Raw genomic sequence first — 23531 nt, forward strand, 5'->3', positions numbered from 1 at the left:
TTCATTTCAGCGATCATTTTGTGGCTTATTTAATTAATTGTAACCTGGATTTTGATCTAACTTAACTTTATCCAACTCATATTTTGGAATTGGGAACAGATAGTGTTGCGGCGCAAAAAACTTGCGGTCTTGTACCTTTAGCGTATAATCATAGGTAAAAGATCCATCTGTGTTTTTGGTAATTTTAACCCCCATTGCTGGCTTATTGTCTGTAACCTCTGCAATTTTCCAGCGGCGTACGTCGAAGAAGCGATGACCTTCCAGACACAATTCTACTTCTCGTTCATGACGGATTTTATCCCGTAAGTCAGTTCCTGCAGCAGATACCGGAGGCATATTGACACCTTGCCTCTGTCTAATTTTATTCAGCCAGATTTGGGCTTCGCCATCATTGCCTAATGCATTTAAAGCTTCTGCATAGTTTAGGTAGACCTCTGATAAACGTAAAATGATAAATGCGGTTTTGCTACCCACAGCCTGGGTATTCAGATCATAGCTTTCATCGTTGTATTTTTTCCAGTTGTAGCCACTTAAACTGGCATTCCAGTTTTCGATTGGGCTTTGGGGGCTATCTTTACCTCCGGTAAAGAATTCGGCTGGCCGGTCTCTGAACTGGCCCCCATTGTAGATGATATTTGCATAAAATCTTGGATCACGGTTTACGTAAGGATTTTGCTGATCATAACCCGATCCAGCTTCTGAGATCAGCTTTCCGGTTTTCATTTCAAACTGATCTACAATATGTTGGGTAGGTGTATAGGCCGACCATCCATGGTAACCATTTGGCGATAAGTGTATGTCTGAGTAGCTCTGGTATTGTTGTGCGTTTTGGTGATAAGAAATAATTGCTTCAGAATTATCTGTAGTGATAAATAATTTATGGTAATCGGCATCCTGGTAGAGTGAATATTGATTTAAGTCAATAACAGCCTTCGCAGCTTTTGCTGCTGCATCCCATTTTGAAGCATCGTTATTAACGTTCCATAGCGGACTGGCAGCATAGAGCAACATTCTTGATTTAAGAGCTAATGCCGCACCTTTTGTTGCACGACCAACATCAGTACCGGTATATGCAGCGGGTAATATTGCGGCGGCTTTATCGAGTTCAGCAACTACAAATTTTACTGCTTCTTCAAATGTGGAGCGTTTCTCTGTAAAATCCTTATCTGTGGCGTTGTAGACCTTGGCAATTAAAGGAATTCCTCCATATTTAGCCGTCAGATCAAAATAACAATAAGCTCTTAAAAAGGTGGCTTCACCGGTTAAACGGTTCTTTTTAGCATCATCACCGGGTACAGCCGTAATTTTGGAAAAGAAAACATTCAATTCCCTGATATATTTATAGTCCACGGTCCAGCTATCCAAAGCCATATTATCAGGGGTCATGGCCCCGGTATTGATACGGTTTACGTTTTCATAATTAAACTTACTAAAACACTCGTCTGAAGCAGCCGAATAGCCCATATGACTAGGAAGAGACGTATAGAAATAGAAATGAGGTAAAATCTGATATTTTTCATTAACAAAATTTTCAACAAGGTTTACGTCACTCCAAAGTGCAGCATCACTTACTGCATTTAGCGGAGATGTATTTAAGAGGTCTTTTTTGCATGATACCAGTCCTAACAGAACCAATACAAGAAATATATATTTTGCTTTCATAATGTGTAATCAATTAAAATGAAACGTTCAAGCCGGCTCCTATGATCCGTGTTTGTGGGTAATAGGCTCCATTGACGTAGTAGCCGTTATTATCTGCGGGTACATAGTTCAACTCGGGATCGTAATTTTTCAGCTTACTCAGGATAAATAAATTTGATCCGTTTAGAAACACCCTTGCCGAACGCACTTTCAATTTCGAAATAAAAGAAGCAGGCAATTGATAACTCAATTCCACTGTCTTTAATTTGAGAAAGGATGCATCGTTTAACCAAAAATCTGAGTCTATATTATTGACTGTACTGGTCCGGTCAAATGCAGCCGGCAGATTGTTTTCTGGCGTTTGAGGTGTCCATCTTCCCTCGTATTGCCAAAGTGGAGGTGTAAAAGCACTATTGGTGCCCTGTGGTCTGATCAACTGCTTAACACCACTTTGCCCATAAAACAATACATTCAAACCAAAACCTTTATAGTTTACTCCTAAGGTGATACCAAATACATTATTAGGTAATGGACTGTCGAAAAACCGTACCCGATCTGTGCTGGTGATCTTACCATCATTGTTCACATCAATATACTTGATATCGCCAGGTTTTGTTCCGGTTAACGGTGTAACTTTACTTCCTTTTGTATTTTTGTCGTTGTCAATTTCGGCCTGGTTGTGATAAATGCCATCTGTTTTGTAGAGCAGGTAAGAACGAATAGGATAACCTGTCTGCTTCTGATAATCGGGCACATTTGGCGATTCATCACTAAATACAATTTTACTTTTGGTGTGGGTGAAATTTCCGCCTACATTATAGGTAAAATCGTTGCCAATCTTCCCGTTATAGTTCAGTTCCACTTCGAAACCATTACTATTGGATTTTCCAATATTTTCTGGCGGTAATTTTCCATCCAAACCTGCATAACTAGGTATTGAAGCATTTCTTGCACTCAGAATGTCATACCTGTTCCTCAAAAAATAATCTGCATTTAAGGTAAGGCTGTTTTTCAAAAAGCCCAGTTCCAGACCTATGTCTGTGGTTTTAACTTTTTCCCAGGTGGCCAGTGGATTAGGCGAAACATTTGTAGCCAGACCGACAACAGGTATACCATCAGTACCCAGAAAATATCCGGGATCGACAACATTATACAGAGATAAAAATTTAAAGGCACCAATATCATCATCACCTAAAATACCCCATGATCCGCGTATTTTTGCAAAATCAACAAAGGGTAGTGCTTTGGTAAAGAAGTTCTCTTTGGATAACACCCAGCCGGCAGAGATTCCAGGGAAAAAACCATATTTACGTCCTGGTGCAAAGTTGTATGAGCCATTATAACGGAAACTAAATTCGAACAGATATTTTTCTTTAAATCCATAGTTGGCCCTGCCATATATACTTTCTCTTGCATTCTGATCCCCGTAACCTCCGCTCGAGATGTTTGCAGGATCAGAACTTGCCAAATTTAGGTAAGGTAATTGATCGCTCAGAAGCCCCTTTCTACCTGCATTATCTGTATTAAAAAGATAGTCACTAGACTCGTATCCTATTATTGCATTTACACTGTGTGCATTCTCAAACGTACGGTCATACCCCAACTTAACATTATAAGTATTTCTTCTCCAGCGCCCCCAATCGTCTCTAAGGTTAACCATATTGCCACTGGTTTGCTCCCTGAGGTTTACATACTTTTGTGTGCTGGGGTCATATTGATAAGCATCGTATGGCCGGCTTAAGTTTTTATATTGCCAAAACGTATTGTCTAGTCCGGCATAGGCTGTGGCGTACAGGCCTTGAGTAATCCAGGGCATTTTTAAGTCTATTGTACCTGTTGTTTGTACAAAATAAGATAGGTTTCTGTTGTATCCCGGCGCATCGCCAGCCCTCAGCAGCGGATTGGATCCGGCTGTATTACCAGAGCCAGGAAGACCGTTGGGATATTTGGCGGCCAATGTTGGATATTGAGCCAAAATTGCCATAAATATCCCTCCATTCTGATTCGAATTATCTAAAGGAAAATATTTATCCTCATTCCGACCGGCCAGATCAAGCGAGATCTTTAAATCTTTAGTAACGTTAGCATCTATATTTGCACGGATGTTTTTCTGGTTGAAGTTAAATGGTGATTCCTTAAACAAGTAATCCTGTTTTAAATATTGCCCTGACATAAAATATTTAACATTTTCTGTACCACCAGAAATATTTAGTTCGTGCTGGGTCATTGGGGCTGTTTTAGCAACTACGGCATCGTACCAGTCTGTGCTGGGATGCCCTAATGGATCTGACCCGTCTGCATATAATTTAATGTCATTCTCGGTGTAAAGTTTGGGCTGTCCAAGGCGAGTATTAAGTTCGTTAAAATAGGTTGCATATTGAGCGGCATTAACCATGTCTGGCCTTCGGGTAACGGATTGCAGCGAATAGCTGCCAGTGTAGCTCAGTACTGGTTTGCCGGTTTTGCCCCGTTTAGTGGTAATTAATATGACCCCGTTAGCGGCACGCACGCCATATATGGCGGCAGAGGCGTCTTTTAATATGGATATAGATTCTATATCTTCGGGATTAATACGGCTAAAGCTTCTATCCGGTACACCGTCAATGATGGTGAGCGGGGAAGCGTTGGGATTCGCATACGAAGCCGAACCTCTGATGGATAATGCAGATCCATCATTTCCGGGCTCCCCGGATCGGTTTACCGCAATTAAACCGGTTGTTCTCCCGGTTAGGTTGTTGGATAGGTTCCCGTTGGGACTGAGTTTTACAACATCGCCTTTTATCTGGCTTACGGCTCCTGTTAAAGTAGCTTTCTTTTGAGTACCATATCCAACGACAACGACTTCATTCAGATCATTATTTTCTTCTTTTAAGATAATGTTGATCGTGTTTTTTCCGTTTAGTTGTACTTCTTGTGTTTCGAAGCCTATATAACTTACAACCAATATGGTAGCGCCTTGCGGAACAGATAGAGTAAAGCGTCCGTCTTTATCCGTTACAGTACCTTTTATTGCGCCTTTTACCTTTACACTTGAACCTGGTATAGGTGAATTTTTACCATCAGTTACTCGACCACTAATAGATATATCCTGAACCGGCCTCCCTGCTACAGCTCTGTAAGCGCTGTTGGCATAAGTTCTGGAGGCGGGTAAAAGTAAGAGTAAAACCAATGCCCTTATGAGCATAAGTCTAGTGTATCTAAAATACGTTAGACACTGCTTTTTTTGATGAAATTTCATATTTAATTGTTGTTTGGTTATAGGTTTAAATTGTAATTACCAAATCAGGTTAATAGAGACCCAGTTCTGCAATCGCAGCATTTTGAGTACCATCCCAAGATGATTTGCAGAGTATTTTGAAGTACCTGAAGGTTTGAGGGGCATTAAAATCGAAGTATTGGGCAGCACTGCTCTGGGTTGTTATTTTATTTCCAAGGCTGGTAAAATTTGTCCCGTCATTACTGATTAATATCTCAAAATCTTTTACTGCCCTATTAGCCCCGTTTCTATGTGTATAGGATAAACCCTGTGCGGTTTTGGGTGAACCTGTATCTACGGTGATGTAATGAGGGTAAACAGCTGCGTTTGAAGACCAGCGGGAATGCCAGAAGGTAGCCGGCGAACCATCAATAGCCGAAGTGGCCAGGCCTTCGGCTGAACTTTCCTGGGAACTGAAACCTGCAATTGACCACCCGGTTTTAGGGAGTTCATTTCTGGTGGAAAAATTCAATACAGGCAATCCACTATTGAAGGTATATTTATAGATGGTTTCTGTGATCACCCCATTGTCGTGAACAAATTTCACTTTAAGTTCATAGGGTATTCCATCTGTTTTATACTGCAATTCATTAACAGGCATGACCACCTTAAAGCTATCCGCTCCGATTGGACTCGATGCCCAGGTTATTGCATTATAATCTTTATTGGTTCCTGTACCTTCGTTGTTTACATTCGGATCGTTATAATAAAGAACCTTACTTACTGTACCGGTAGAGCTATATTTACCAGAAACCACAATTGCGGACTGAGCAGCATCATAATTAGCGTAAATTTTATTGATTGTAGCCGTTACATTGCCATAATAAGTTTTACTGTCATTGTTAAACACTTCACAATTGTTGAAAATTGCAGCTTCAGCGTCTGTGATAAAGCAGGGGCGTACTTCAAGATAGTAATTGCTCAAAGCCATAATTGGCTCTTTGAAATTTGCACCAGGCCATATATTTTGCGACACCATTTGCTTGTCATGCGGTGCGTTAAAAGCATGGCCGATTTCATGCATCATGCCTCCAACCCATTTGGCAAAATTATTTCTTCCGGGATTCATGACGCCTTTGAGTGCCATATTCATATATACATTATCCATCGCCAGGCAATATTTTCCATATCCGTTAAAGGGCTGTACGCCTTCAAGGGGCTGTGGTCCTTCTGTACTGTTGTTGTCATAGCCAAAGGCAGGAAGCAGAATCAATACGTGGTTGCTTGTTTTTAAACCTGGGTGTGTACTAAAATAGGCGTCCACTTCAGTAATATAAGCGCTGGAGGATTGTCCGTAGGTGGCCTTTGGACTGTTTCCACGGATCAGAATAATCTGAACTTTCTGGCTTGATCCATCTGGCGCTAATCCAAATGTTTTATTGCCATAACCTGCTGCCTGCATGGCATTACCATACCAGTTTTGTGCATAAAGCATAACCTCACTTAGCCGTGTTTTCCAATTGGCAACTGTATCCAGATCAGAAGGTATAAAATATACCACAGCAAGGTTCCTGCTATGTGTAACAATACTTGGCGGTACATCTGCATTAACTGTTGGTTTTTGATCTTCAGGTGTGATTTTAGCTAATTCAGCAGTCTTTTTACAGGATGGAAATGCCAGCAAACCTAGCAGCAGTCCCAGAAGCATTAATCGATTAGTTTTCATAGTCTTTTGTATGTGTTAATTGAACAGGTATTTGGTTGGTAATAAGTGATTGTTTGATTCTTTTCAACAATCACTCTGTGATATACGTCTAGATTGATCAGGGTAAATTTAAATGCAAAAAAGCCGTACATGCGTGAAAATTTCTGTACAAATCCACCGCAAATAGATGTATGAATAAACCACTATTAGTCAAACAATTAAAATCAAAAAACTAGAGATTTGGATGAAAAAATTTCCAGAAAACGCCTAAGCGGACGGCATTCGGCCAATTGCTTTTTACGTCTTAAAATTGTTTTACTTAAACTCGTAAACATCTAAACCTGGATCAATGAGGAGACTTAAGTTAATATTTTTAATAACGTTTATTTATTCTGTAAACTTTTGTTCCGCTCAACACAATCGTCCTAATATTTTAATCATTCTGGTTGATGATATGGGTTGGCGGGATGTAGCTTTATGGGTTCAAAATATTATGAAACACCCTATATAGATGCATTGGTTGCACAAGGGATGGTTTTTACCAACGCTTATGCCCCCGCTGCTAATTGTGCGCCAAGCCGTGCTTGCCTGATGACCGGAAAATGGATGCCAAGGCATGGAATATATACGGTTGGAAATTCAGACCGGGGAAAAAGCGCAGATCGAAAACTGGTACCCGTTGTAAATACTGAAACGCTGGATCCGGGTTTTAAAACGCTCCCACAATCGCTAAAAGAAAGTGGTTATACAACTTGTTTAGCGGGTAAATGGCACCTAAGCAACGATCCCGTACCTTATGGCTTTGATGTTAACATTGGTGGCTCTCATGCCGGTAATCCGGGAAGTTATAACCCACCGTATAAAAATATAAATCTGGATGGTCCAAATACAGAATACCTTACTGATTTGATTATGGATAAGACCATCGAGTTTGTCAAAAATACATCTAATGAAAAGCCATTTTTTCTTTATTATGCCACATATGCTGTACATACGCCCATACAAAAAGTACAAAGCCTCATGTATAAGTTTGAAAACAAAGAACCCTGGGAAGGGCAATCCAATAAAGATTATCATTGATCTATTAGAAGGCAATGTCTTCCTCTGAAAGAGGATATTGCACGGGAGATTTATTTAATAAATTTCTCCTGTTTTAAGATCTTTTAATTCTGGAGAGATGATTTTACCAATCCCGTTAAATAAGATCTTGATCCCCATAACCTTACCTACTGATCTTTCGTATTTGGTGGAGAGGACTTTTTTACCATTTAGAATTACAGCTACCTTTTTATTTTCTATGTTGATGCCTACAGTTCCACCATGTTCAGGGTCAAAGGCAAGGGCACCTAAAAATTGTTCTGAGCCGGTACGCCTGTTTTCAGAGAATTTGTACTCAGAAAAAGCGATACAACTTTTCCTGAACAATTTTAACAGATGTCTGTGTTTTTCGCCCAAAATTATAATTGTAGTTTCAATACATTGTATACCAGGACGGCTTTGCTCAGCAAAGACTTTACACGAAAAAGAAAAATTGTCTCCGCTGATATTTGAAGGTTTAACATTGCTGAATCCTATCAAGAAAGGTTTAGAAATATCCAGTCCTGCAGAATCCAGCTGCTTTGGTGAGACATAGATATTATTCGAATTCAAAGGCTTTAATCCGGCAATTGGAAAAGCTCTTGAGGTATCATTACCTGAATTTGCTACCCAACCTTTGGTGAGCAGAAAAACTGCGGTGGTATCAATTGGCTTATTATGATACAGGAGTGTGGCGTATACAACGCCCGGATTTCTGAAAAATTTGGTAATCTTCCGATCCCCGTTAATATCAGTTCTTTGGGCCTCATCTAAGAAATCGACCTGAAACTCTTTATTTTTATCAAAGTTTGTTTTCGAAGTCAATTTAAAAACTGCCGTATGAGGCACGCTTCCAAATGGATTTTCGCAAATCAGGTTTACGTCAGGAACAGTATATTCCCTTTCCCAGAAAATCGCACCAAAAATAGTTACCATTAGTAGGACAAATAACAGTCCCATCAAAAGATAAGGTCTCTTTTTTTCTTTAAGAACCGGTAATTCAGTTTCTATATTCTGGCCGGGATCACCCGATTTCCCTGGTTGTGGTTTTGAAACCTGGTCAATCTTTTCAAATTCCTGCCAATCCCGATAACCGATGAATTGTGCCAGCGCATCTCTGGTTGCTTTTTGCGGGAAATAGCGCTGAGGGGTTTTTAAGCGGCCAAATATTCTTTTCAAGGTATTCTCGCTTAGATAAACCTTAGTTTGTTTACCCAACCTTGAACTTAATGAATTGTAATCGGCGCTCCTCCATTCCGTTATCGGCTTATCACCCATTTTTTCTATAATCTTCTGGCAGCAGGTATCCAGGTTATCAAAAAAAAAATGATTTACAGGCTGTACAGAATTACTATCCATTAGATGTTATGTATATGTTTATTAGCGGTTTAAACATACAAAATACTGCTCCCTTTTTTGTATGCATGATCCTGTTATTATTTATTATTTTCAAGATAAATTTACAACTAATCTGACGAAAAGTATCCGTGTTGATCAGCGCAAACGATTTACTCCTAAAAACCGTACAGATATCAATCGTTTTAAAATTAAACTAACCAGTCCATTAATTGTTCCACAATGATTAAAAAATCAATAAAACTCCTTTTGCTTTTCATGTCAATAAGTTCTGTTAATTTTGCCCAGCAAACCATCGAAATCACCACTAAAAACGTTGCTTTAATTCTCCAAACTGATCAGGATAATTCTTTGTTGTCTTGTTATTTGGGGAAAAAACTAGCCAACGCCAAAGAATACGCGGAGATAAATACCCTTGACAAACATAAACCGGCCAGTGACGAACTGTATAATAAACGGGAGGCTTATATTGCTTCTGGTTCATTGAATTTATTAGAGCCTGCTTTATCCGTGACCCATTATAATGGCGACAAATCTGTGGTATTAACCTATGTCAGCCATCAGGTTAAAAAAATAAGTGATGACCAAACTATAACCTCTGTTGTTTTAAGAGATGTCCATTATAACCTGGAAGTTGTACTCCACTATATGACTTATGATCAGGAAGACATCATAGAGCAATGGGCTGAAATTTCGAACCAGGAAAAGGGCAGTATTGTATTGAATAAATATGCTTCTGCAAACCTAACCCTGGCAGGAAGGAAATTTTTCTTAAAAAGCCATCATAGTGGCTGGGGCAAAGAGATGCAGAGTGAGGAACAGGAGCTATTGCATGGCATCAGAACCTTGGACAGTAAACTGGGGACACGTGCCAACCTGCTCCACTCTTCTTCATTTATGGTTTCGTTAAATAAGCCTGCGGATGAGGATGAAGGGGAAGTCATCGCTGGTTCATTGGAGTGGACAGGAAACTTTAAAATAGAATTTGAGCCATTTGATGAATACTATCTGCGCATCACTTCAGGCATTAACAATTTTGCCTCCAACTATACGCTGAAGCAAGGTGAAAAGTTCAGCACACCTCGTTTTGTATATACCTACTCTTCACAAGGTAAGGGGCTCGCCAGCCGAAACCTGCAAAACTGGGTCAGAAAATATCAATTGCTGGATGGCCAGGGCCAGCGTTCTACCCTGTTGAATAATTGGGAAACCACTTATTTCGATTTTGATGATGAAAAGTTAAAGGGACTGATACAAGACACTAAAAAACTGGGTGTTGATGTATTCTTGCTGGATGATGGTTGGTTTGGAAATAAATATCCGCGTAATGGTGCCAGTTCAGGATTAGGAGATTGGCAATACAACAGACAAAAACTGAAAAACGGGATCAGCTCTGTTGGGGAAGAAGCAACGGCTAAGGGCGTAAAATTTGGAATCTGGATGGAACCCGAAATGGTGAATCCCAAAAGTGAACTTTATGAAAAACATCCGGATTGGATCATAAGAGAACCCGGGCGTAAGGAATATTATATGCGCAATCAATTGGTTCTGGATTTGACCAATCCTAAAGTACAGGATTTTATTTACGAAACCGTTGAGGAGATCTTCAAGGAGGTTCCGGGTTTATCCTTTATTAAATGGGATTGTAATTCGCTGATATATAATGCGCATTCTCCCTACCTTAAGAATCAGGATCATTTCTATATTGAATATGTAAGAGGGTTAAATAATGTATTGGAACGGATTAGAAAAAAACACCCTAAAACGCCAATGATGCTATGTGCAGGTGGCGGATCGAGGGTAGACTATGCAGCCTTAAAGTATTTTACCGAATTTTGGCCAAGTGACAATACGAATCCTTTTGACCGCATTTTTATTCAATGGGAATATTCTTATTATTTTCCTTCTGTTGCGGTAGATAATCACATTACCGATATGGGTAAACAACCTTTAAAATTCAAAACTGACGTAGCCATGATGGGCAAATTAGGGTTTGATGTTAAAGTGAATGAATTGTCTCCAAAAGACCTTCTGTTTGCCCAAAATGCTGTTAAAACCTATGATGGTTTTAAAGAAATCATCTGGCACGGAGATCAGTACAGGTTACAGAATCCATATGAGAACAAGGTGGCATCAATGGCCTATGTAAATTCGGCTAAAGATCAGGCCATTGTGTTTAATTACCATATGGAAACCACCTATAGTGCTTTAATTGATTTACCTATTCAAGTAAAGGGACTGTCTCCGGATCAGAATTATAAAATAGAAGAAATCAATCTTTATCCGGGTACTACAACGCCTATTGACAGTACAAAAGTTTATTCCGGAGATTTCCTGATGAAAATTGGTTTTAACCCTTTGGTTAATGCCAGGAGAACCAGTGTGGTGTTAAAGATAACTGCAGTTAAATGATGAGAAGGCTATTGTTAATCTTCCTGAGCACACCAGCCATTTTATTCTGTGCCTTCACTATCCAGAAGAAATTTAACCGGGTAAAGAAACGTCCTAATATTCTGTTTGCAATCATGGACGATGTAACCTTTAGCCATATGGGTGCATATGGCTGTACATGGGTTAAAACACCTAATTTTGACCGGATTGCCAAAAATGGATTGCTTTTTAAAAATGCTTATACCCCGAATGCCAAATGCGCACCATCACGTTCCTGTATTCTTACCGGCCGTAACTCCTGGCAACTGGAAGAAGCGGGTAATCACTGGTCCTATTTTCCGTCAAAGTTTGTGACCGTTGCTGAGGTTTTGTCGCAAAATGGATATGAAGTTGGTTTTACAGGTAAAGGTTGTGCTCCTGTTGTTGCCAAAAATCAAGATGGCTCTCCCAGACAACTTCTTGTAAAAGCATATAATGAAATCAAGACCGACCCTCCAACTAAATTGATCAGTAACATTGATTACGCTGCCAATTTTGAACAGTTTTTGAAACATAAAAAAGAGGAGCCTTTCTTCTTTTGGTATGGTGGGTTGGAGCCTCACCGGGGTTATGAGTTTAATTCCGGAATTGCTAAGGGTGGGAAAAAGTTATCTGATGTACCTGACAAGGATATTTATCCGTTTTGGCCTAAAGTGGACTCTGTAAAATCGGATCTGCTTGATTACGCTTTTGAAATTGAATATTTCGACAAGCAATTGGGGAAAATGTTGAAACTATTGGAGGAAAAAGGTGAATTGAACAATACGCTGATTATAGTAACTTCAGATAATGGAATGCCTTTTCCAAGGGTAAAGGGGCAGGAATATGAATATTCCAATCATTTGCCTTTGGCTATGATGTGGGCCGATGGTATTTCACGTCCCGGACGTACCATTAACGATGTGATTAGTAATATTGATTTTGTGCCAACATTCCTGGAATTGGCAGGACTGACCGACAAAACAAAGGCAATGCAATCTATTACAGGGAAAAGCATTACAGATATCTTTACAAGCACCAAAGACGGCCAGGTAAATCTGCGCAGAAATTATGTTGTGGTTGGTAAAGAACGTCATGATGTAGGCAGACCAAATGATGAAGGTTATCCAATCCGGGGAATCTTTCAGGATAGCCTGCTCTATCTCAGAAATTTCAAAATAAATCGCTGGCCGGCAGGTAATCCGGAAACCGGATACTTAAATTGTGATGGTGGTCCAACTAAAACGGTTTGTTTAAATACCGTATACACCAAGACAGCAGATTTTAAATATTGGTTGTGGAGTTTCGGTAAACGTCAAACCGAGGAACTCTACAATTTCAAAAAAGATCCTGCTTGCTTAAATAACCTGATCAATGACAAAAGATATCAAGCCCTTTCTAGGAAATTATCAGATCATCTCCTAAAAGAACTCAAAAGACAGGGAGATCCAAGAATGTTTGGCAAAGGATATCTTTTTGATCAATACCCTTATGCTGATAAAACCAGCGTAAATTTTTACCAGAGATATATGACTAAAGATAAAACATTAAATTGGGGATGGGTAAATGATAGCGATTTCCAGGACTTATCTAAAATCAAAAAAGCAACAACCTCATTGCAATGAAGACCCTGCCATTTACAATGCTTGTTCCAGATGACAGAAGCGTGATTTCCGAGCAAATATCTTTACCTCATTTTTACCAGTACCTTCACCGGCATGATGAATGGCAGGCTACATGGGTACAACGAGGTGAAGGTACACTTATTGCCGGGAATGAAATGCACCATTTCCATCCGGGAGATATTTTTGTAATCGGAGCAAAATTGCCTCACTTGTTTAAAAGCAGTCCTGAATATTTTATTCCCGATAACGATCTTAATGTGGCGGCTTGTTCCATTTATTTCAACCCGTCTGGAATTTTAGCTCCCCTTTTCTCTTTGCCCGAGATGAAGACCGCAAGCATGTTCCTGTCGCGAAACAAACATGGTTTTAAAGTTCCTAAAAAACATGCAAGGAAAATTGCGGCTACAATGCTTGATCTTCACCAAGCAAATGGTCCCGATACACTTTTCAGTTTTTTGAATTTTATAAATCACCTGCAGGCACTTGGCGAAACTATTGAACCTTTGTGTTCTGTAACTTACTCAACGGATGTTTCGGAGAGTGAAGGAGCAAGACTGAGCCGGATCATCAGTTTCATTTCAGAAAATTATGATAAACCAATCACTTTAGAAGACGCCGCGAATATTGGTTTTATGACCAGGCAATCCTTTTGCAGGTATTTCAAGAAGCATACAGGCCATACTTTCGTTTCCTTTCTAAATGAAGTTAGAATCAATGATGCGCGAAAGAATTTACTACTGAGGCATAAATCTGATGGGATTTCAAATATCGCTTACAAAGCAGGGTTCAACAGTATAAGTAATTTTAACCAGGTTTTTAAAAGTGTTACCGGATACACACCAAGTGCTTATATAGATTTCTATACGAATGTTAGCCAGACAGACTTCGGCTCAGTTTCCCAATCATTCTGATCGCTTCTTCCACCTCTTTGTTCCAGCTCAGACCGTAACTCAACCTCATGCAGTTGTTATACTGATTCTGCAAAGTAAACATCCTGCCCGGTGCTAAACTGACTTTGCGTTTAATGGTCTGTTCGTATAAGGCGGCTGTATTGACAGATGGATCCAATTCTATCCAAAGCATAAAGCCTCCTTTGGGCCGGCTTACTCTGGTTCCCTCAGGGAAATACTTCATGATCGCATCCATATAGTGAAGGCTATTGTTGTGCAACACATTCCTTAAGGTTTTAAGATAACTCTCATACCTGCCCTTTTCCAGAAAAGTAGCCACAACCTCATGCGTAATTGTCGCGTTTGATATGGAAGTTGCAAATTTTACCCGCCTGATCTGCTCTGCAAATTTTCCTGGTGTAACCCAACCTACCCGGTAACCTGGGGCTAAAGTTTTAGACAAAGAATTACACAACAATACAAGACCGCTCTCATCGTATGCTTTACAATTACCTGGCCGCTGGCTCCCAAAATACAAATCCCCATACATGTCATTTTCAATCAGGGGAATGTTATAAAACTCCATCAGCCGAACCACTTCCTTTTTATGTTCAGAAGGCATAGTACCGCCCATTGGGTTACTGAAATTGCTGATGAGTAAACAAAGCCTAATCCGGTGTTTCCGCAATGCATCCGTTAAGGCCTCCATTTCTACCCCGCTTTCTGGATGTGTAGGAAGTTCCAGTACATGTAGACCCAGACTCTTTGCCAATTGGAGAATTCCAAAATAAACAGGACTTTCTACCGCAATCGTATCGCCACGCTGTGTTAAAGCCAATAAACATAAGGTCATGGCGTTATTGCAACCGGAGGTGGTCAATACATCATCCTCGGTTAGCCGGCCACCCCAGATGGAAGAGCGACGCGCAATTTGTCGCCGCAGCTTTACATTGCCCTGCACATGTTCATAACTGGTTGCTGAATCTGGAAAAGTATGCAGGGTTTGCACCATAACCTTATTTAATTTGGCTAAGGGCAAAAGCTCAGGGGAAGGACAGCCAAGGGAAAGCATCATGGTTCCGGAACTGATCTCGCCATATACTTTACTGACCAGGTCAGAATTATCTTCGTTGCCAGTTTGTAAGGAAGGGCTGGTCTGATTGGGTAAGCCCGGAAAAGTTTTCACATAACTTACATAGTAGCCAGACTTGGGCATAGAACGGATTAATCCACGGCTTTCTAATACGTAGTAAGCCTGCAATGCGGTACTCATACTCACTTTATGCAAGCTGCAAATACTACGCACGGATGGAATTTTATCTCCTCTGACCAGCATTCCTCCAAGGATCTGACGACTTAGATCATCGGCGATCTGTTCATATAAATAGTTATCTTTTGTGGCCGCAAGCTTCATCTTCGGTTAAACTGTTATGGTTAAAATAAGCAAAACTGTATCTGTACTCTAAAAGATAAATGTAAGACATTTGAAGATATTAGATCAGCATAAAAAGAATACCAATGGAAATCGTTTTTGAGACCGCAGTTACAGAACGTCATTTTGAACAGATTCTGGACTTACAGAAACAAAATTTATATACTTATTTGAGCGTGGAGCAACAGGCACAGCAAGGCTTTGTTTTTGCAGAACACAGCCTGGATCGGTTAAAAACAATGGCTGCTGAAATTCCGCAGGTCATTGCGCTTTACGATGGAAAAGTGGTGGGGTATAACCTGGCCATGACCAGCGGAATGAAGAATATATTAACAAGCCTGGTACCCATGTTTGAAGAGTTTGAGAAAACTGTTTTTAAAGGAAAACTACTGGGTGAATATGAATATATGGTAGGCGGGCAGGTTTGTGTAGCTGCAGCGTTCAGAGGCCAGGGTTTACTGAGCAAACTGTATAATGAAACCCGTAAAAGGATTCCGGAAAGCTATCAGCTCTGTGTAACTGAAATTTCGGAGAGAAACCAGAACTCATTAAAAACCCATCAAAAGATGGGCTTTCAAATTGCAGGGACCTATCACGATGGACAGGAACCCTGGAATGTAGTGGTATGGGAATTTTAAATTTTATGGATGGTCAATCTGAAGCTCGATCTTGTCCTGGATAACATCTCCTGTTTTTAGTGGTCTGTCCATCTTTTCTGCATGGGGTCTAAAAAAACGTTCAGCGCCCATATTGCTATAACCTGCAACAAGGACTTCAATGTTTTGTCCATTCTTCCAGGCACGCAGATGCTGAGCGCCATCTGACTGGATTTTTAAAGAGTCAGCCCCATCATTCAGGCTTGCTTCTTTAATATTCATTTTAGTCGACCTGAAATCATTAGTACCCATATTGTTTCTATCGGTACTCCAGGAATTGTTTGGCTGATGTGATGGACCAGCCGCGCCTGATATCTCTACGTCAGAAAGCAGGTTCGCCTTTCCAGTCAATCGCCCAATATGGTCTGCAGGGTAGTAATTCCATTGCCCTCTCCTGGTCCAGTTTAATTCATGATAAGACGCTGGAATGTTGAAAACCATACCCCATTGCCTAGGATTGATATCTTTTTTTAAGGTGTATTTATAGTCTACGGTTATTTTACCGTTAGCAAAATAATGGTAATTAATGGTACCAAAAGCTTCTTCATAGTCATCGTTTATGCTTACGGTAAGCTCATTTTTCATTTTGCTGACCTTTACTGCTTTGACCACTCTGTTCTTGCAAACATCGGTGAAAGGGTCAAATTGCTGGTTTTCGCCAGTCATCTGAACACCTCTTCCCTCACCGGTTAAAGGCAGAACCATTAATTGTCCGCTGGAAAGCATAATGGTTTTACCCTCTTTTTTAATCTGCTCCAGGTTTCCGTTTTTTAAATTTAATCTGATGTCCAGTCCTTTGTTCTTAGTGACTAGAATATCCTGTTCCTGTTCATAAGTCCAGGATTGAGGGACTTCTTTTTTCTCGGCAGCCATCACTAATGCTGGAACAACATCAAACTGGTAGACGTCGATCATTACATTCCGGGCATCGACAACCTTGATCATCAACGGTTCCATTGGCGATGGCCGGTTGTTTAAGGCTAAACTGAGTTTAGAACTTGCTCCTGGCTTTACATCTGCCGTAATATTTCCTTTTTCCTGACCTATGCTCCATTCTATTTTGCATTCATTAAGATTGCTGAACAGCTGCCTGTTTTCTACCAAAAGCTCTACTTTTCCTTCATTCCAATTTCCTGCAAGTTTGATTTTTACAGGAGAGTAGATTTTTTTCATGTGCCAGTATTCTGGCTTTTCTCTTCTCCATCCATCTACCGGGCCCCAGGTACCATATCCAACCGTTTTACCATTTGGAAGGAAGAAACTATCATCTATTCCTGCCCAGATGGCACCGCCCAACACGGCGTCCGTTTTCTGCATTTTTTCCCACATGGCTTCAAAACCAATACCCCAGGCATCACGTACCCCTGGATCGGTAACCAGCTCTAACCTGTTGTAGGCATTCAGGTGCACATATTCATCAAATACAATTGGCCGTTTAGAGTTCCGGTATTGCTCCGGTCCTCCCGGACCTGGATAATGATGGTTGCCAATTTCCAGCTCTCCGTCATCACCATCGGGACCGTACTGGCTGAAATTTCTTGGCCTTGTTGGATCAAACAGCTTGACCAGCTCGCCTGTCTTTTTAAAATATTCCTTGTACTTTAAGGATTCATTGCCCAAAGACCAGATGAGCACCGATGGATTTGAGCGAAAGAAACTCACCATGTCCATGGTCTGGTTAACCAGCAGCTGATCGGAAAGCTCTATTGGAACTGTTGTATTTTCAGCCCAGCAAAAGGGTGCTTCTACTTCAAGGAACATTCCTAATTTATCGCATGCCGCTACAAGTTCTTCAGCAGGAGGGTAATGAGAGGTGCGGATATAATTGACATTTCCTTCTCTGAAAATTTTCACATCCTTTTCCCATTGGTTATCGTTTACAGATCTGCCGCGCAATGGCATAGTCTCATGGTGACATACGCCCCTGAGTTTTACAGGTATGTTGTTCACCAAAACGCGGTTGCCTTTTACGTCAATCTGACGAAATCCAATCCGTTTGTTGACTTGTGATTTCAGCTGATTTCCTTCCTTAAGGCTTAATCTTAACGTATACAAAAAGGGATGTTCAGGATCCCATTTCTGAGGCTTAAGCACATCTAAGCTCAAGGTTTGAGCAAGTAATTTTCCGGATTCGAGTCCTTTTTCTATGGCTACAGACTTTTCTGTAATCTTTTCTCCTTTTTCGCCCGGGCTAAAAAGTTCTGCATGCAAGGTTAAGCCACCGGATTTACTGCTTTTTTCGTTAGCAATCACGATATCGGTTGTCAGTACTGCATTTTCAAACTTAGCATCAAAGCTGGTCTTTACATCCGCGTAAGCCAGGTTCATGTCTTCCAGTGCAACCAGGTATACTTTCCTGGAAATACCGCCCAGGGTATGAACGGCATATTGAGAAGCACTGGCCAATGAATCTGCTTTACTGTCTGATTTCACTTTAACGAGCAGTTCATTACTTCCTGACCATTTTACAAAGGCAGTGATGTCCACCTCGAAGGGGGTAAACCCGCCCAAATGTGTTGCGGTCTTTTGACCATTTACCCATATTTCGGAATCACTGTAAACTCCATCAAAGCGGAGTTTTACACGTTTGTTTCTCCAGCCGGAAGGAATATCTATTTTTTTTAAATATCCGGCGGCCTTACCCTTTTCTACTTCAAAGCCTTGCATGACCCATTCTCCGGGAACCTGGATGGGTTTTTTACATGCTTCCCGATCTATATTCTCTGAGAACAGCCATTCCCCATTGAGAGGAATCTTTAAGGAAGTACTGGCCGGAACGGGAGACAAACGGGCGATCCCGATGTTTTTATTACCTGCAAGCGGAAAGGTAATTTTTTGAATTTGAGCACTTGCAGTATTTAGAGCGAAGGCAAGGCCAACAAAACATAGTTTATTTACGATCTTCATTTTTTGAATTAATAAAACAACAGATTAAAGATGACGGTGATGATCAGCACAATGATGCCCAGGTAAAGTGGGTTCTTGTACCAGATCTTATTTATATCCTTTTGTTTTGGCGTGAGGCTATACACCAATCCAATGAGTTCCTCTTCTTTGCGGGCTTTTGTTTTTAAACTCACCAGAACAGTAATCAGAAAGCAGACCAAAAATGCAAAGGAAGCGATGGCAAAGGCTTGTCCAGTTGCAGAGTAAAAGTTATATTCAGGAGCTAACCACCCTCCTTTGCCCTCTGCAACTGAAAAGCCGTGTATACAAGCCGCAGAAAGTGTTCCTGCAATCAGGCCCCAAAATGCACCATGTCCGGTTGTTCTTTTCCAGAACATGCCTAAAAAGAAAGTGGCAAATAAGGGTGCGTTTACAAAACTAAAAACCAGTTGCAACAGGTCCATGATGCTGTTAAAGCCGCGGGCAACATATGCTGTGGCGATAGAAGCCAGAATGCCAAATATTGTAGCGGCTTTGGCTACATATAAGTAATGCTGGTCAGAAGCATTCTTTTTGATATGTGTTTGATAAATATCATAGGTCCATACGGTATTAAAAGCAGTTACATTCCCTGCCATGCCACTCATAAAGGAAGCAATAAGTGCAGTGATACCCAAGCCCAGCAGTCCGCTTGGATACAATTTCTGGAGCAATAAAGGCAATACCATATTGTAATCTTTATACCCATTGGCATTTATAGGAAGGTCGAAGCCTTTATACTGTGCCTGCAGGGCCAGCAACAGGATACCTGGTAAAATGACGATGGCGGGCATCAGGATTTTAGGGAAAGCAGCTAACACTGGTGTACGTTGCGCCTCGTTGAGGTTTCTGCTGGCCATGGCCCGCTGTACTACCAAAAAATCTGTACACCAATAGCCAAATGCCAGAACAAAGCCCAATCCAAAGACCATACTGAAAGCATCTACGCCCATGGGATTATGTGCCGGGCTGTCCAGTCCCTTCCAAACATGCAGTTTGGCATCGTCAACATGTTTGACAATTCCAGACCATCCACCTGCTTTTTCCAAACCGATGTACACCAGGGGGGCAATACCCAGAATGATCAGGAAGAATTGCACAACTTCATTGTAGATTGCTCCGGTTAAACCTCCCGAAAAGGTATAGATCAATACGATTCCTGCCGCAAGCAAAACTGAAATATCAAAGTCCCAGCCTAATATGGTTTGCATCAGCATAGCCAGTGCATACAAAGAGACGCCTGATGAAAAAACCGTCATACCGGCAAAGGTTAAGGCATTAAATGTGCGTGTTTTCTCATCAAAACGAAGTTTTAGATACTCAGGAACACTCCGGGCCTTGCTTCCATAATAGAATGGCATCATATACACACCTAAAAAGATCATAGCTAATGCGGCGCCCAGCCAATAGAAGTGTAAGGTGTATAAGCCATATTTAGCACCGTTTGCTGCCATTCCAAGTACTTCCTGTGCACCCAGGTTGGCAGAGATAAAGGCAAGACAGGTAATCCACAATGGAATATTATGTCCGCTGAGTAAGAAGTCTTTACCTGTGGTGACCCGTTTCCGTAACCACAGGCCTATGCCCATGACAAACAAGAAATAAATCGCAATAATTGTGTAGTCAATGATCTCTAGTTTCATTCATCAAAATTTAATATTGGTTTTATTGTTCTGGCTGGTATGGGTGTGGAGGAAGACCGCAAACACCAACGTCAACGATAAAAAGGGATCCACTGTCCGGAAATCGCATCAGATCCTGTTCAGAAAGCCCTTTACTTGCTGTAGTGATGAACAATTGCTGCATGTTCTTTCCGCCCAATGCGCAGGAGGTCACCAGGGGTGCTCCGACATTTACTTTTCCTATCATTGCTCCTGTTACAGGATTATAACGGTTCACAGATCCCCCACCCCACATGGCAACCCAGAGCATTCCTTCTTCATCTATACACATTCCATCTGGTATGATATCCGGGCCTGGTATGCTGACCACGATGCGTTCATTAGAGATAAGACCATTTTTTACATCAAAATCGTAAGCTCTGATGTTGTATTCAAATGAATCTATATAGTACATGGTTTGGTGATCTGCGGTCCAGCAAAGCCCGTTAGAGACACTTGTTTTATCAATTACTTTTTTTAAACTGCCATCAAAACAATATAATGCGCCCTGATGTAAACGGGCATCCAGATCCATGGTACCCAGCCATAATCGCCCGGATGGGTCGCATTTTCCATCATTGCTCCGGTTAGTGGTTATTCCAGGTTCCAGAGTAGTCAGTTCTTTTAACGCCCCGTTTTTGAAATTAAGCAATGCCAGTGAACCTTGTAAAGCGACCACCAGCAGATCTGCTGAAACAGGTACTACAGTGCCTACCTTTTTACCGGTATTGACTTCCTCTATGTGCCGGGTCTGCGGATCAATAGCATATACTTTCTCTCCATCAATATCCACATATAAAAACTTACTCCACTCTGGATGCCATATCGCGGCTTCTCCGAGAATTAACTTTGCATGAACCAGTAATTCAGCTTTCCATGTCCTCATCTTTTGTCTGAATATCTAGTTAAAAACCATCCTGCATTAATGCGCTTCTTCCACCATCTATCAAATAAGTGGTACCGGAAGCGAATGCTGCATATTCACTGGCCAGAAAAACACACCAGCCGCCAAGTTCCTCTGTTGTTCCCAGACGTTTTACGGGGTGCAGGTCAATGGTTCTTTGTCTTTCCTGTTCTGGATGCTCAAAAGAGTTAAACCAACTCTGATTGCCGGGCGTTTCTATAAAACCGGGGGCAAGGCCAACAGTACGTATTGCAGGGCCCCATTCTATGGCCAGGCTTCTCACCAAACCTGTTAAGGCTGTTTTAGCTACGTTATATGGGAAACAACCCGGTATGCTTGCAAAAGCATGATTAGAACTCATCAGGATAATTATGCCTTGATGCAGTTCTAGATAGGGTTTGCATAATTTAGCCAGTCTCCAGTGGGCAGTAAGATTTAAATCCATGTTTTCCTGCCAGTCGCTTTCATCACATCCCGCAGCGCCTTTAAAAATATTTTTCCCGGCATTGGAAACCAGAATATCTATCCTTCCCTTACTCTTTTCTGCAACTGCAAGAACCAGCGCTTCCAGAGCTGAAGTATGGGTGATATCCGCTTGCTGGTAAAATGCCTCTGCACCTTCAGCTTCTACTGCAGCGATAAACGCTTGAGCGCCTCGACTATGTAGCTCGGCTTCTGCACAGCCTGCAACCATACAGCCTGCTTTGGCTAGCATTTTTGCCACACCCAAACCTATACCTGAAGTTACGCCTGTAACCAGGGCTACTTTTCCTTTTAAATCAATCTGAAAAGACATATCTGTTATTTCAATTTAAATACATATGCAACTAAATCTTTCCTTTACTAGACATAAAATCCTGGTCTTGGCTCCAGGATACCTGGATGTTTTTCCATTTCCTCTTCTACAAGATCTACTCCAAGTCCCGGTCGGTCGGATAATTTAAGGTGTCCGTTTTCTACCATGTCTGCAATGGGGTGCGTAATGACTTTATCTCTCCAGGGCACATCATTGAACATAAATTCCTGCCTGAAAAAGTTAGGTACAGAAGCGCAGACCTGGGCACTGGCCAAAGTAGACAGCGGTCCGTTGGGGTTGTGAGGTGCAAGTAAAACGTTATAAGCTTCCATCATCGTAGCCATTCGCTTCATTTCAGACGGGCCGCCGCAGCGGGTAATATCGGGCATCATAATGTCGCAGATGTGTTTTTCCAATACATCTCGAATACCGTGGCGGGTATAGTGACGCTCGCCTACGCAGATGGAAACATTTGAGGGAATCCGATCTCTCATGGCCTTCAGGGTATTGGCATTTTCTGGCCCGGCAGGTTCTTCATACCAGGTAATGTTCAGTTCTGACAGTCGCTGTGCCATGGCAACAGCCACGCGATAATTCAGCATGGCATGGGTTTCGATCATGATATCAAATTCTGGCCCCACAGCATCGCGTACTGCTTTACTCACCTTAAATGCCAGATCTTGCTGAGAAGCCGTAAGCTGTAGATTGGAAGATAAATCTTCACCATACAAATAATTGGTATGTGCAAATGGATCGAATTTGAGCCCGGTAAAACCAGCTTCTTTCACCTTTAACGCCTGGGCTGCATAGTCAGATTCATTGTGCCCGCCACCAGTAAACCAATAATTGGCATAGAGCAAAATATCTTTTCTAAACGCCCCGCCTAAAAGTTCGTAACAAGGTACACCCAGTACTTTTGCCTTTAAATCGAGCAATGCCATGTCTATACCGCTAATGGCACACATACTGGCTCCAAATGGCCCCATCCAGTTTAAATCCCTATAGAGTTTAGTCCATATAAAATCTGTTTTCATAGGATCTAATCCAATGATGCGCTGGCCAACATGTTTGGCGGCTTCAAAAACGATGGGACTTCCCGGCCAGTTTGTAGCTTCCCCCACGCCGGTATGCCCTGTATCGGTATATATTTTCAATAAAGTCCAGTTGTATTTTACACCCTCAACCAGCCATACTTTTACATCTGTAATTTTCATCTGTTTATAATTTGTTTTTTAATTGTGATGAAGCTATCAGATAT

General features: G+C 41.3%; 15 protein-coding genes. 5 read left to right on the forward strand and 10 right to left on the reverse strand.

Annotation, left to right across the window (positions count from 1 at the left end; all coding sequences use genetic code 11):
* Nucleotides 1-33: 33 nt before the first annotated feature.
* From DBR11_RS14145 to DBR11_RS14155, 3 genes are all read right to left on the reverse strand, one after another.
* A complete protein-coding gene (locus DBR11_RS14145; RefSeq protein WP_108553319.1) occupies nt 34-1662 on the reverse strand; it encodes a RagB/SusD family nutrient uptake outer membrane protein in 1629 nt (542 codons plus the stop codon).
* A gap of 13 nt (nt 1663-1675) precedes the next feature.
* Nucleotides 1676-4825: a TonB-dependent receptor gene (locus DBR11_RS14150; RefSeq protein ID WP_158275291.1), complete on the reverse strand. Its 3150-nt coding sequence runs from the start codon at nt 4823-4825 to the stop codon at nt 1676-1678.
* Between the two features lie 103 nt (nt 4826-4928).
* Nucleotides 4929-6563: a discoidin domain-containing protein gene (locus DBR11_RS14155; RefSeq protein ID WP_108553321.1), complete on the reverse strand. Its 1635-nt coding sequence runs from the start codon at nt 6561-6563 to the stop codon at nt 4929-4931.
* Nucleotides 6564-7019: 456 nt separating this feature from the next.
* Between DBR11_RS14155 and DBR11_RS14160 the strand changes: the two genes are divergently transcribed.
* The gene (locus DBR11_RS14160) at nt 7020-7622 is read left to right on the forward strand and encodes a sulfatase-like hydrolase/transferase (RefSeq protein ID WP_108553322.1); all 603 of its coding nucleotides are present in this window, start codon (nt 7020-7022) and stop codon (nt 7620-7622) included.
* A gap of 54 nt (nt 7623-7676) precedes the next feature.
* On the opposite strand, the gene DBR11_RS14165 is transcribed toward DBR11_RS14160, so the two are convergent.
* Nucleotides 7677-8978: a hypothetical protein gene (locus tag DBR11_RS14165; protein ID WP_108553323.1), complete on the reverse strand. Its 1302-nt coding sequence runs from the start codon at nt 8976-8978 to the stop codon at nt 7677-7679.
* Nucleotides 8979-9233: 255 nt separating this feature from the next.
* On the opposite strand from DBR11_RS14165, the gene DBR11_RS14170 reads away from it, so the two are divergent.
* Genes DBR11_RS14170 through DBR11_RS14180 form a run of 3 tightly spaced genes read left to right on the forward strand, consistent with a single transcriptional unit; the run spans nt 9234 to nt 13920 of the window.
* The gene (locus tag DBR11_RS14170) at nt 9234-11387 is read left to right on the forward strand and encodes an alpha-galactosidase (protein ID WP_233260759.1); all 2154 of its coding nucleotides are present in this window, start codon (nt 9234-9236) and stop codon (nt 11385-11387) included.
* Nucleotides 11384-13009, forward strand: a complete 1626-nt coding sequence (locus DBR11_RS14175; protein WP_199233842.1) for a sulfatase — start codon at nt 11384-11386, stop codon at nt 13007-13009. Before DBR11_RS14170 ends, DBR11_RS14175 begins: the two co-directional genes overlap by 4 nt.
* The gene (locus tag DBR11_RS14180; RefSeq protein ID WP_108553325.1) at nt 13006-13920 is read left to right on the forward strand and encodes an AraC family transcriptional regulator; all 915 of its coding nucleotides are present in this window, start codon (nt 13006-13008) and stop codon (nt 13918-13920) included. Before DBR11_RS14175 ends, DBR11_RS14180 begins: the two co-directional genes overlap by 4 nt.
* Here DBR11_RS14180 and DBR11_RS14185 read toward each other — a convergent pair.
* Nucleotides 13880-15313 carry a PLP-dependent aminotransferase family protein gene (locus DBR11_RS14185; RefSeq protein WP_108553326.1) on the reverse strand — a complete coding sequence of 478 codons (1434 nt, stop codon included), beginning with the start codon at nt 15311-15313 and terminating at the stop codon, nt 13880-13882. The two genes, DBR11_RS14180 and DBR11_RS14185, sit on opposite strands and share 41 nt — an antisense overlap.
* 104 nt (nt 15314-15417) lie before the next feature.
* On the opposite strand from DBR11_RS14185, the gene DBR11_RS14190 reads away from it, so the two are divergent.
* Nucleotides 15418-15969: a GNAT family N-acetyltransferase gene (locus DBR11_RS14190; protein ID WP_108553327.1), complete on the forward strand. Its 552-nt coding sequence runs from the start codon at nt 15418-15420 to the stop codon at nt 15967-15969.
* A gap of 3 nt (nt 15970-15972) precedes the next feature.
* On the opposite strand, the gene DBR11_RS14195 is transcribed toward DBR11_RS14190, so the two are convergent.
* From DBR11_RS14195 to DBR11_RS14215, 5 genes are read right to left on the reverse strand one after another with little or no spacing between them, the layout of a single operon-like run.
* Nucleotides 15973-18894, reverse strand: coding sequence for a glycoside hydrolase family 2 TIM barrel-domain containing protein (locus DBR11_RS14195; protein ID WP_108553328.1), 2922 nt, complete (start codon nt 18892-18894; stop codon nt 15973-15975).
* A gap of 8 nt (nt 18895-18902) precedes the next feature.
* Nucleotides 18903-20555: a sodium:solute symporter family protein gene (locus DBR11_RS14200; protein ID WP_108553329.1), complete on the reverse strand. Its 1653-nt coding sequence runs from the start codon at nt 20553-20555 to the stop codon at nt 18903-18905.
* A gap of 22 nt (nt 20556-20577) precedes the next feature.
* Nucleotides 20578-21459: an SMP-30/gluconolactonase/LRE family protein gene (locus tag DBR11_RS14205; RefSeq protein ID WP_108553330.1), complete on the reverse strand. Its 882-nt coding sequence runs from the start codon at nt 21457-21459 to the stop codon at nt 20578-20580.
* A gap of 19 nt (nt 21460-21478) precedes the next feature.
* Nucleotides 21479-22273 carry an SDR family oxidoreductase gene (locus DBR11_RS14210; RefSeq protein WP_108553331.1) on the reverse strand — a complete coding sequence of 265 codons (795 nt, stop codon included), beginning with the start codon at nt 22271-22273 and terminating at the stop codon, nt 21479-21481.
* Nucleotides 22274-22320: 47 nt separating this feature from the next.
* A complete protein-coding gene (locus tag DBR11_RS14215; RefSeq protein ID WP_108553332.1) occupies nt 22321-23487 on the reverse strand; it encodes a mandelate racemase/muconate lactonizing enzyme family protein in 1167 nt (388 codons plus the stop codon).
* Between the last annotated feature and the right edge of the window lie 44 nt (nt 23488-23531).

Origin of the sequence: Pedobacter sp. HMWF019 (genome assembly GCF_003061025.1) — a bacterium.
Classification (GTDB): domain Bacteria; phylum Bacteroidota; class Bacteroidia; order Sphingobacteriales; family Sphingobacteriaceae; genus Pedobacter.

Coding starts and splice junctions, on each gene's coding strand:
- DBR11_RS14145 (WP_108553319.1), bottom strand. CDS start 1,662: ATGAAAGCAAAATATATATTTCTTGTATTGGTTCTGTTAGGACTGGTA.
- DBR11_RS14210 (WP_108553331.1), bottom strand. CDS start 22,273: ATGTCTTTTCAGATTGATTTAAAAGGAAAAGTAGCCCTGGTTACAGGC.
- DBR11_RS14190 (WP_108553327.1), top strand. CDS start 15,418: ATGGAAATCGTTTTTGAGACCGCAGTTACAGAACGTCATTTTGAACAG.
- DBR11_RS14160 (WP_108553322.1), top strand. CDS start 7,020: ATGGGTTCAAAATATTATGAAACACCCTATATAGATGCATTGGTTGCA.
- DBR11_RS14150 (WP_158275291.1), bottom strand. CDS start 4,825: ATGCTCATAAGGGCATTGGTTTTACTCTTACTTTTACCCGCCTCCAGA.
- DBR11_RS14170 (WP_233260759.1), top strand. CDS start 9,234: ATGTCAATAAGTTCTGTTAATTTTGCCCAGCAAACCATCGAAATCACC.
- DBR11_RS14180 (WP_108553325.1), top strand. CDS start 13,006: ATGAAGACCCTGCCATTTACAATGCTTGTTCCAGATGACAGAAGCGTG.
- DBR11_RS14215 (WP_108553332.1), bottom strand. CDS start 23,487: ATGAAAATTACAGATGTAAAAGTATGGCTGGTTGAGGGTGTAAAATAC.
- DBR11_RS14205 (WP_108553330.1), bottom strand. CDS start 21,459: ATGAGGACATGGAAAGCTGAATTACTGGTTCATGCAAAGTTAATTCTC.
- DBR11_RS14155 (WP_108553321.1), bottom strand. CDS start 6,563: ATGAAAACTAATCGATTAATGCTTCTGGGACTGCTGCTAGGTTTGCTG.
- DBR11_RS14200 (WP_108553329.1), bottom strand. CDS start 20,555: ATGAAACTAGAGATCATTGACTACACAATTATTGCGATTTATTTCTTG.
- DBR11_RS14165 (WP_108553323.1), bottom strand. CDS start 8,978: ATGGATAGTAATTCTGTACAGCCTGTAAATCATTTTTTTTTTGATAAC.
- DBR11_RS14185 (WP_108553326.1), bottom strand. CDS start 15,313: ATGAAGCTTGCGGCCACAAAAGATAACTATTTATATGAACAGATCGCC.
- DBR11_RS14175 (WP_199233842.1), top strand. CDS start 11,384: ATGATGAGAAGGCTATTGTTAATCTTCCTGAGCACACCAGCCATTTTA.
- DBR11_RS14195 (WP_108553328.1), bottom strand. CDS start 18,894: ATGAAGATCGTAAATAAACTATGTTTTGTTGGCCTTGCCTTCGCTCTA.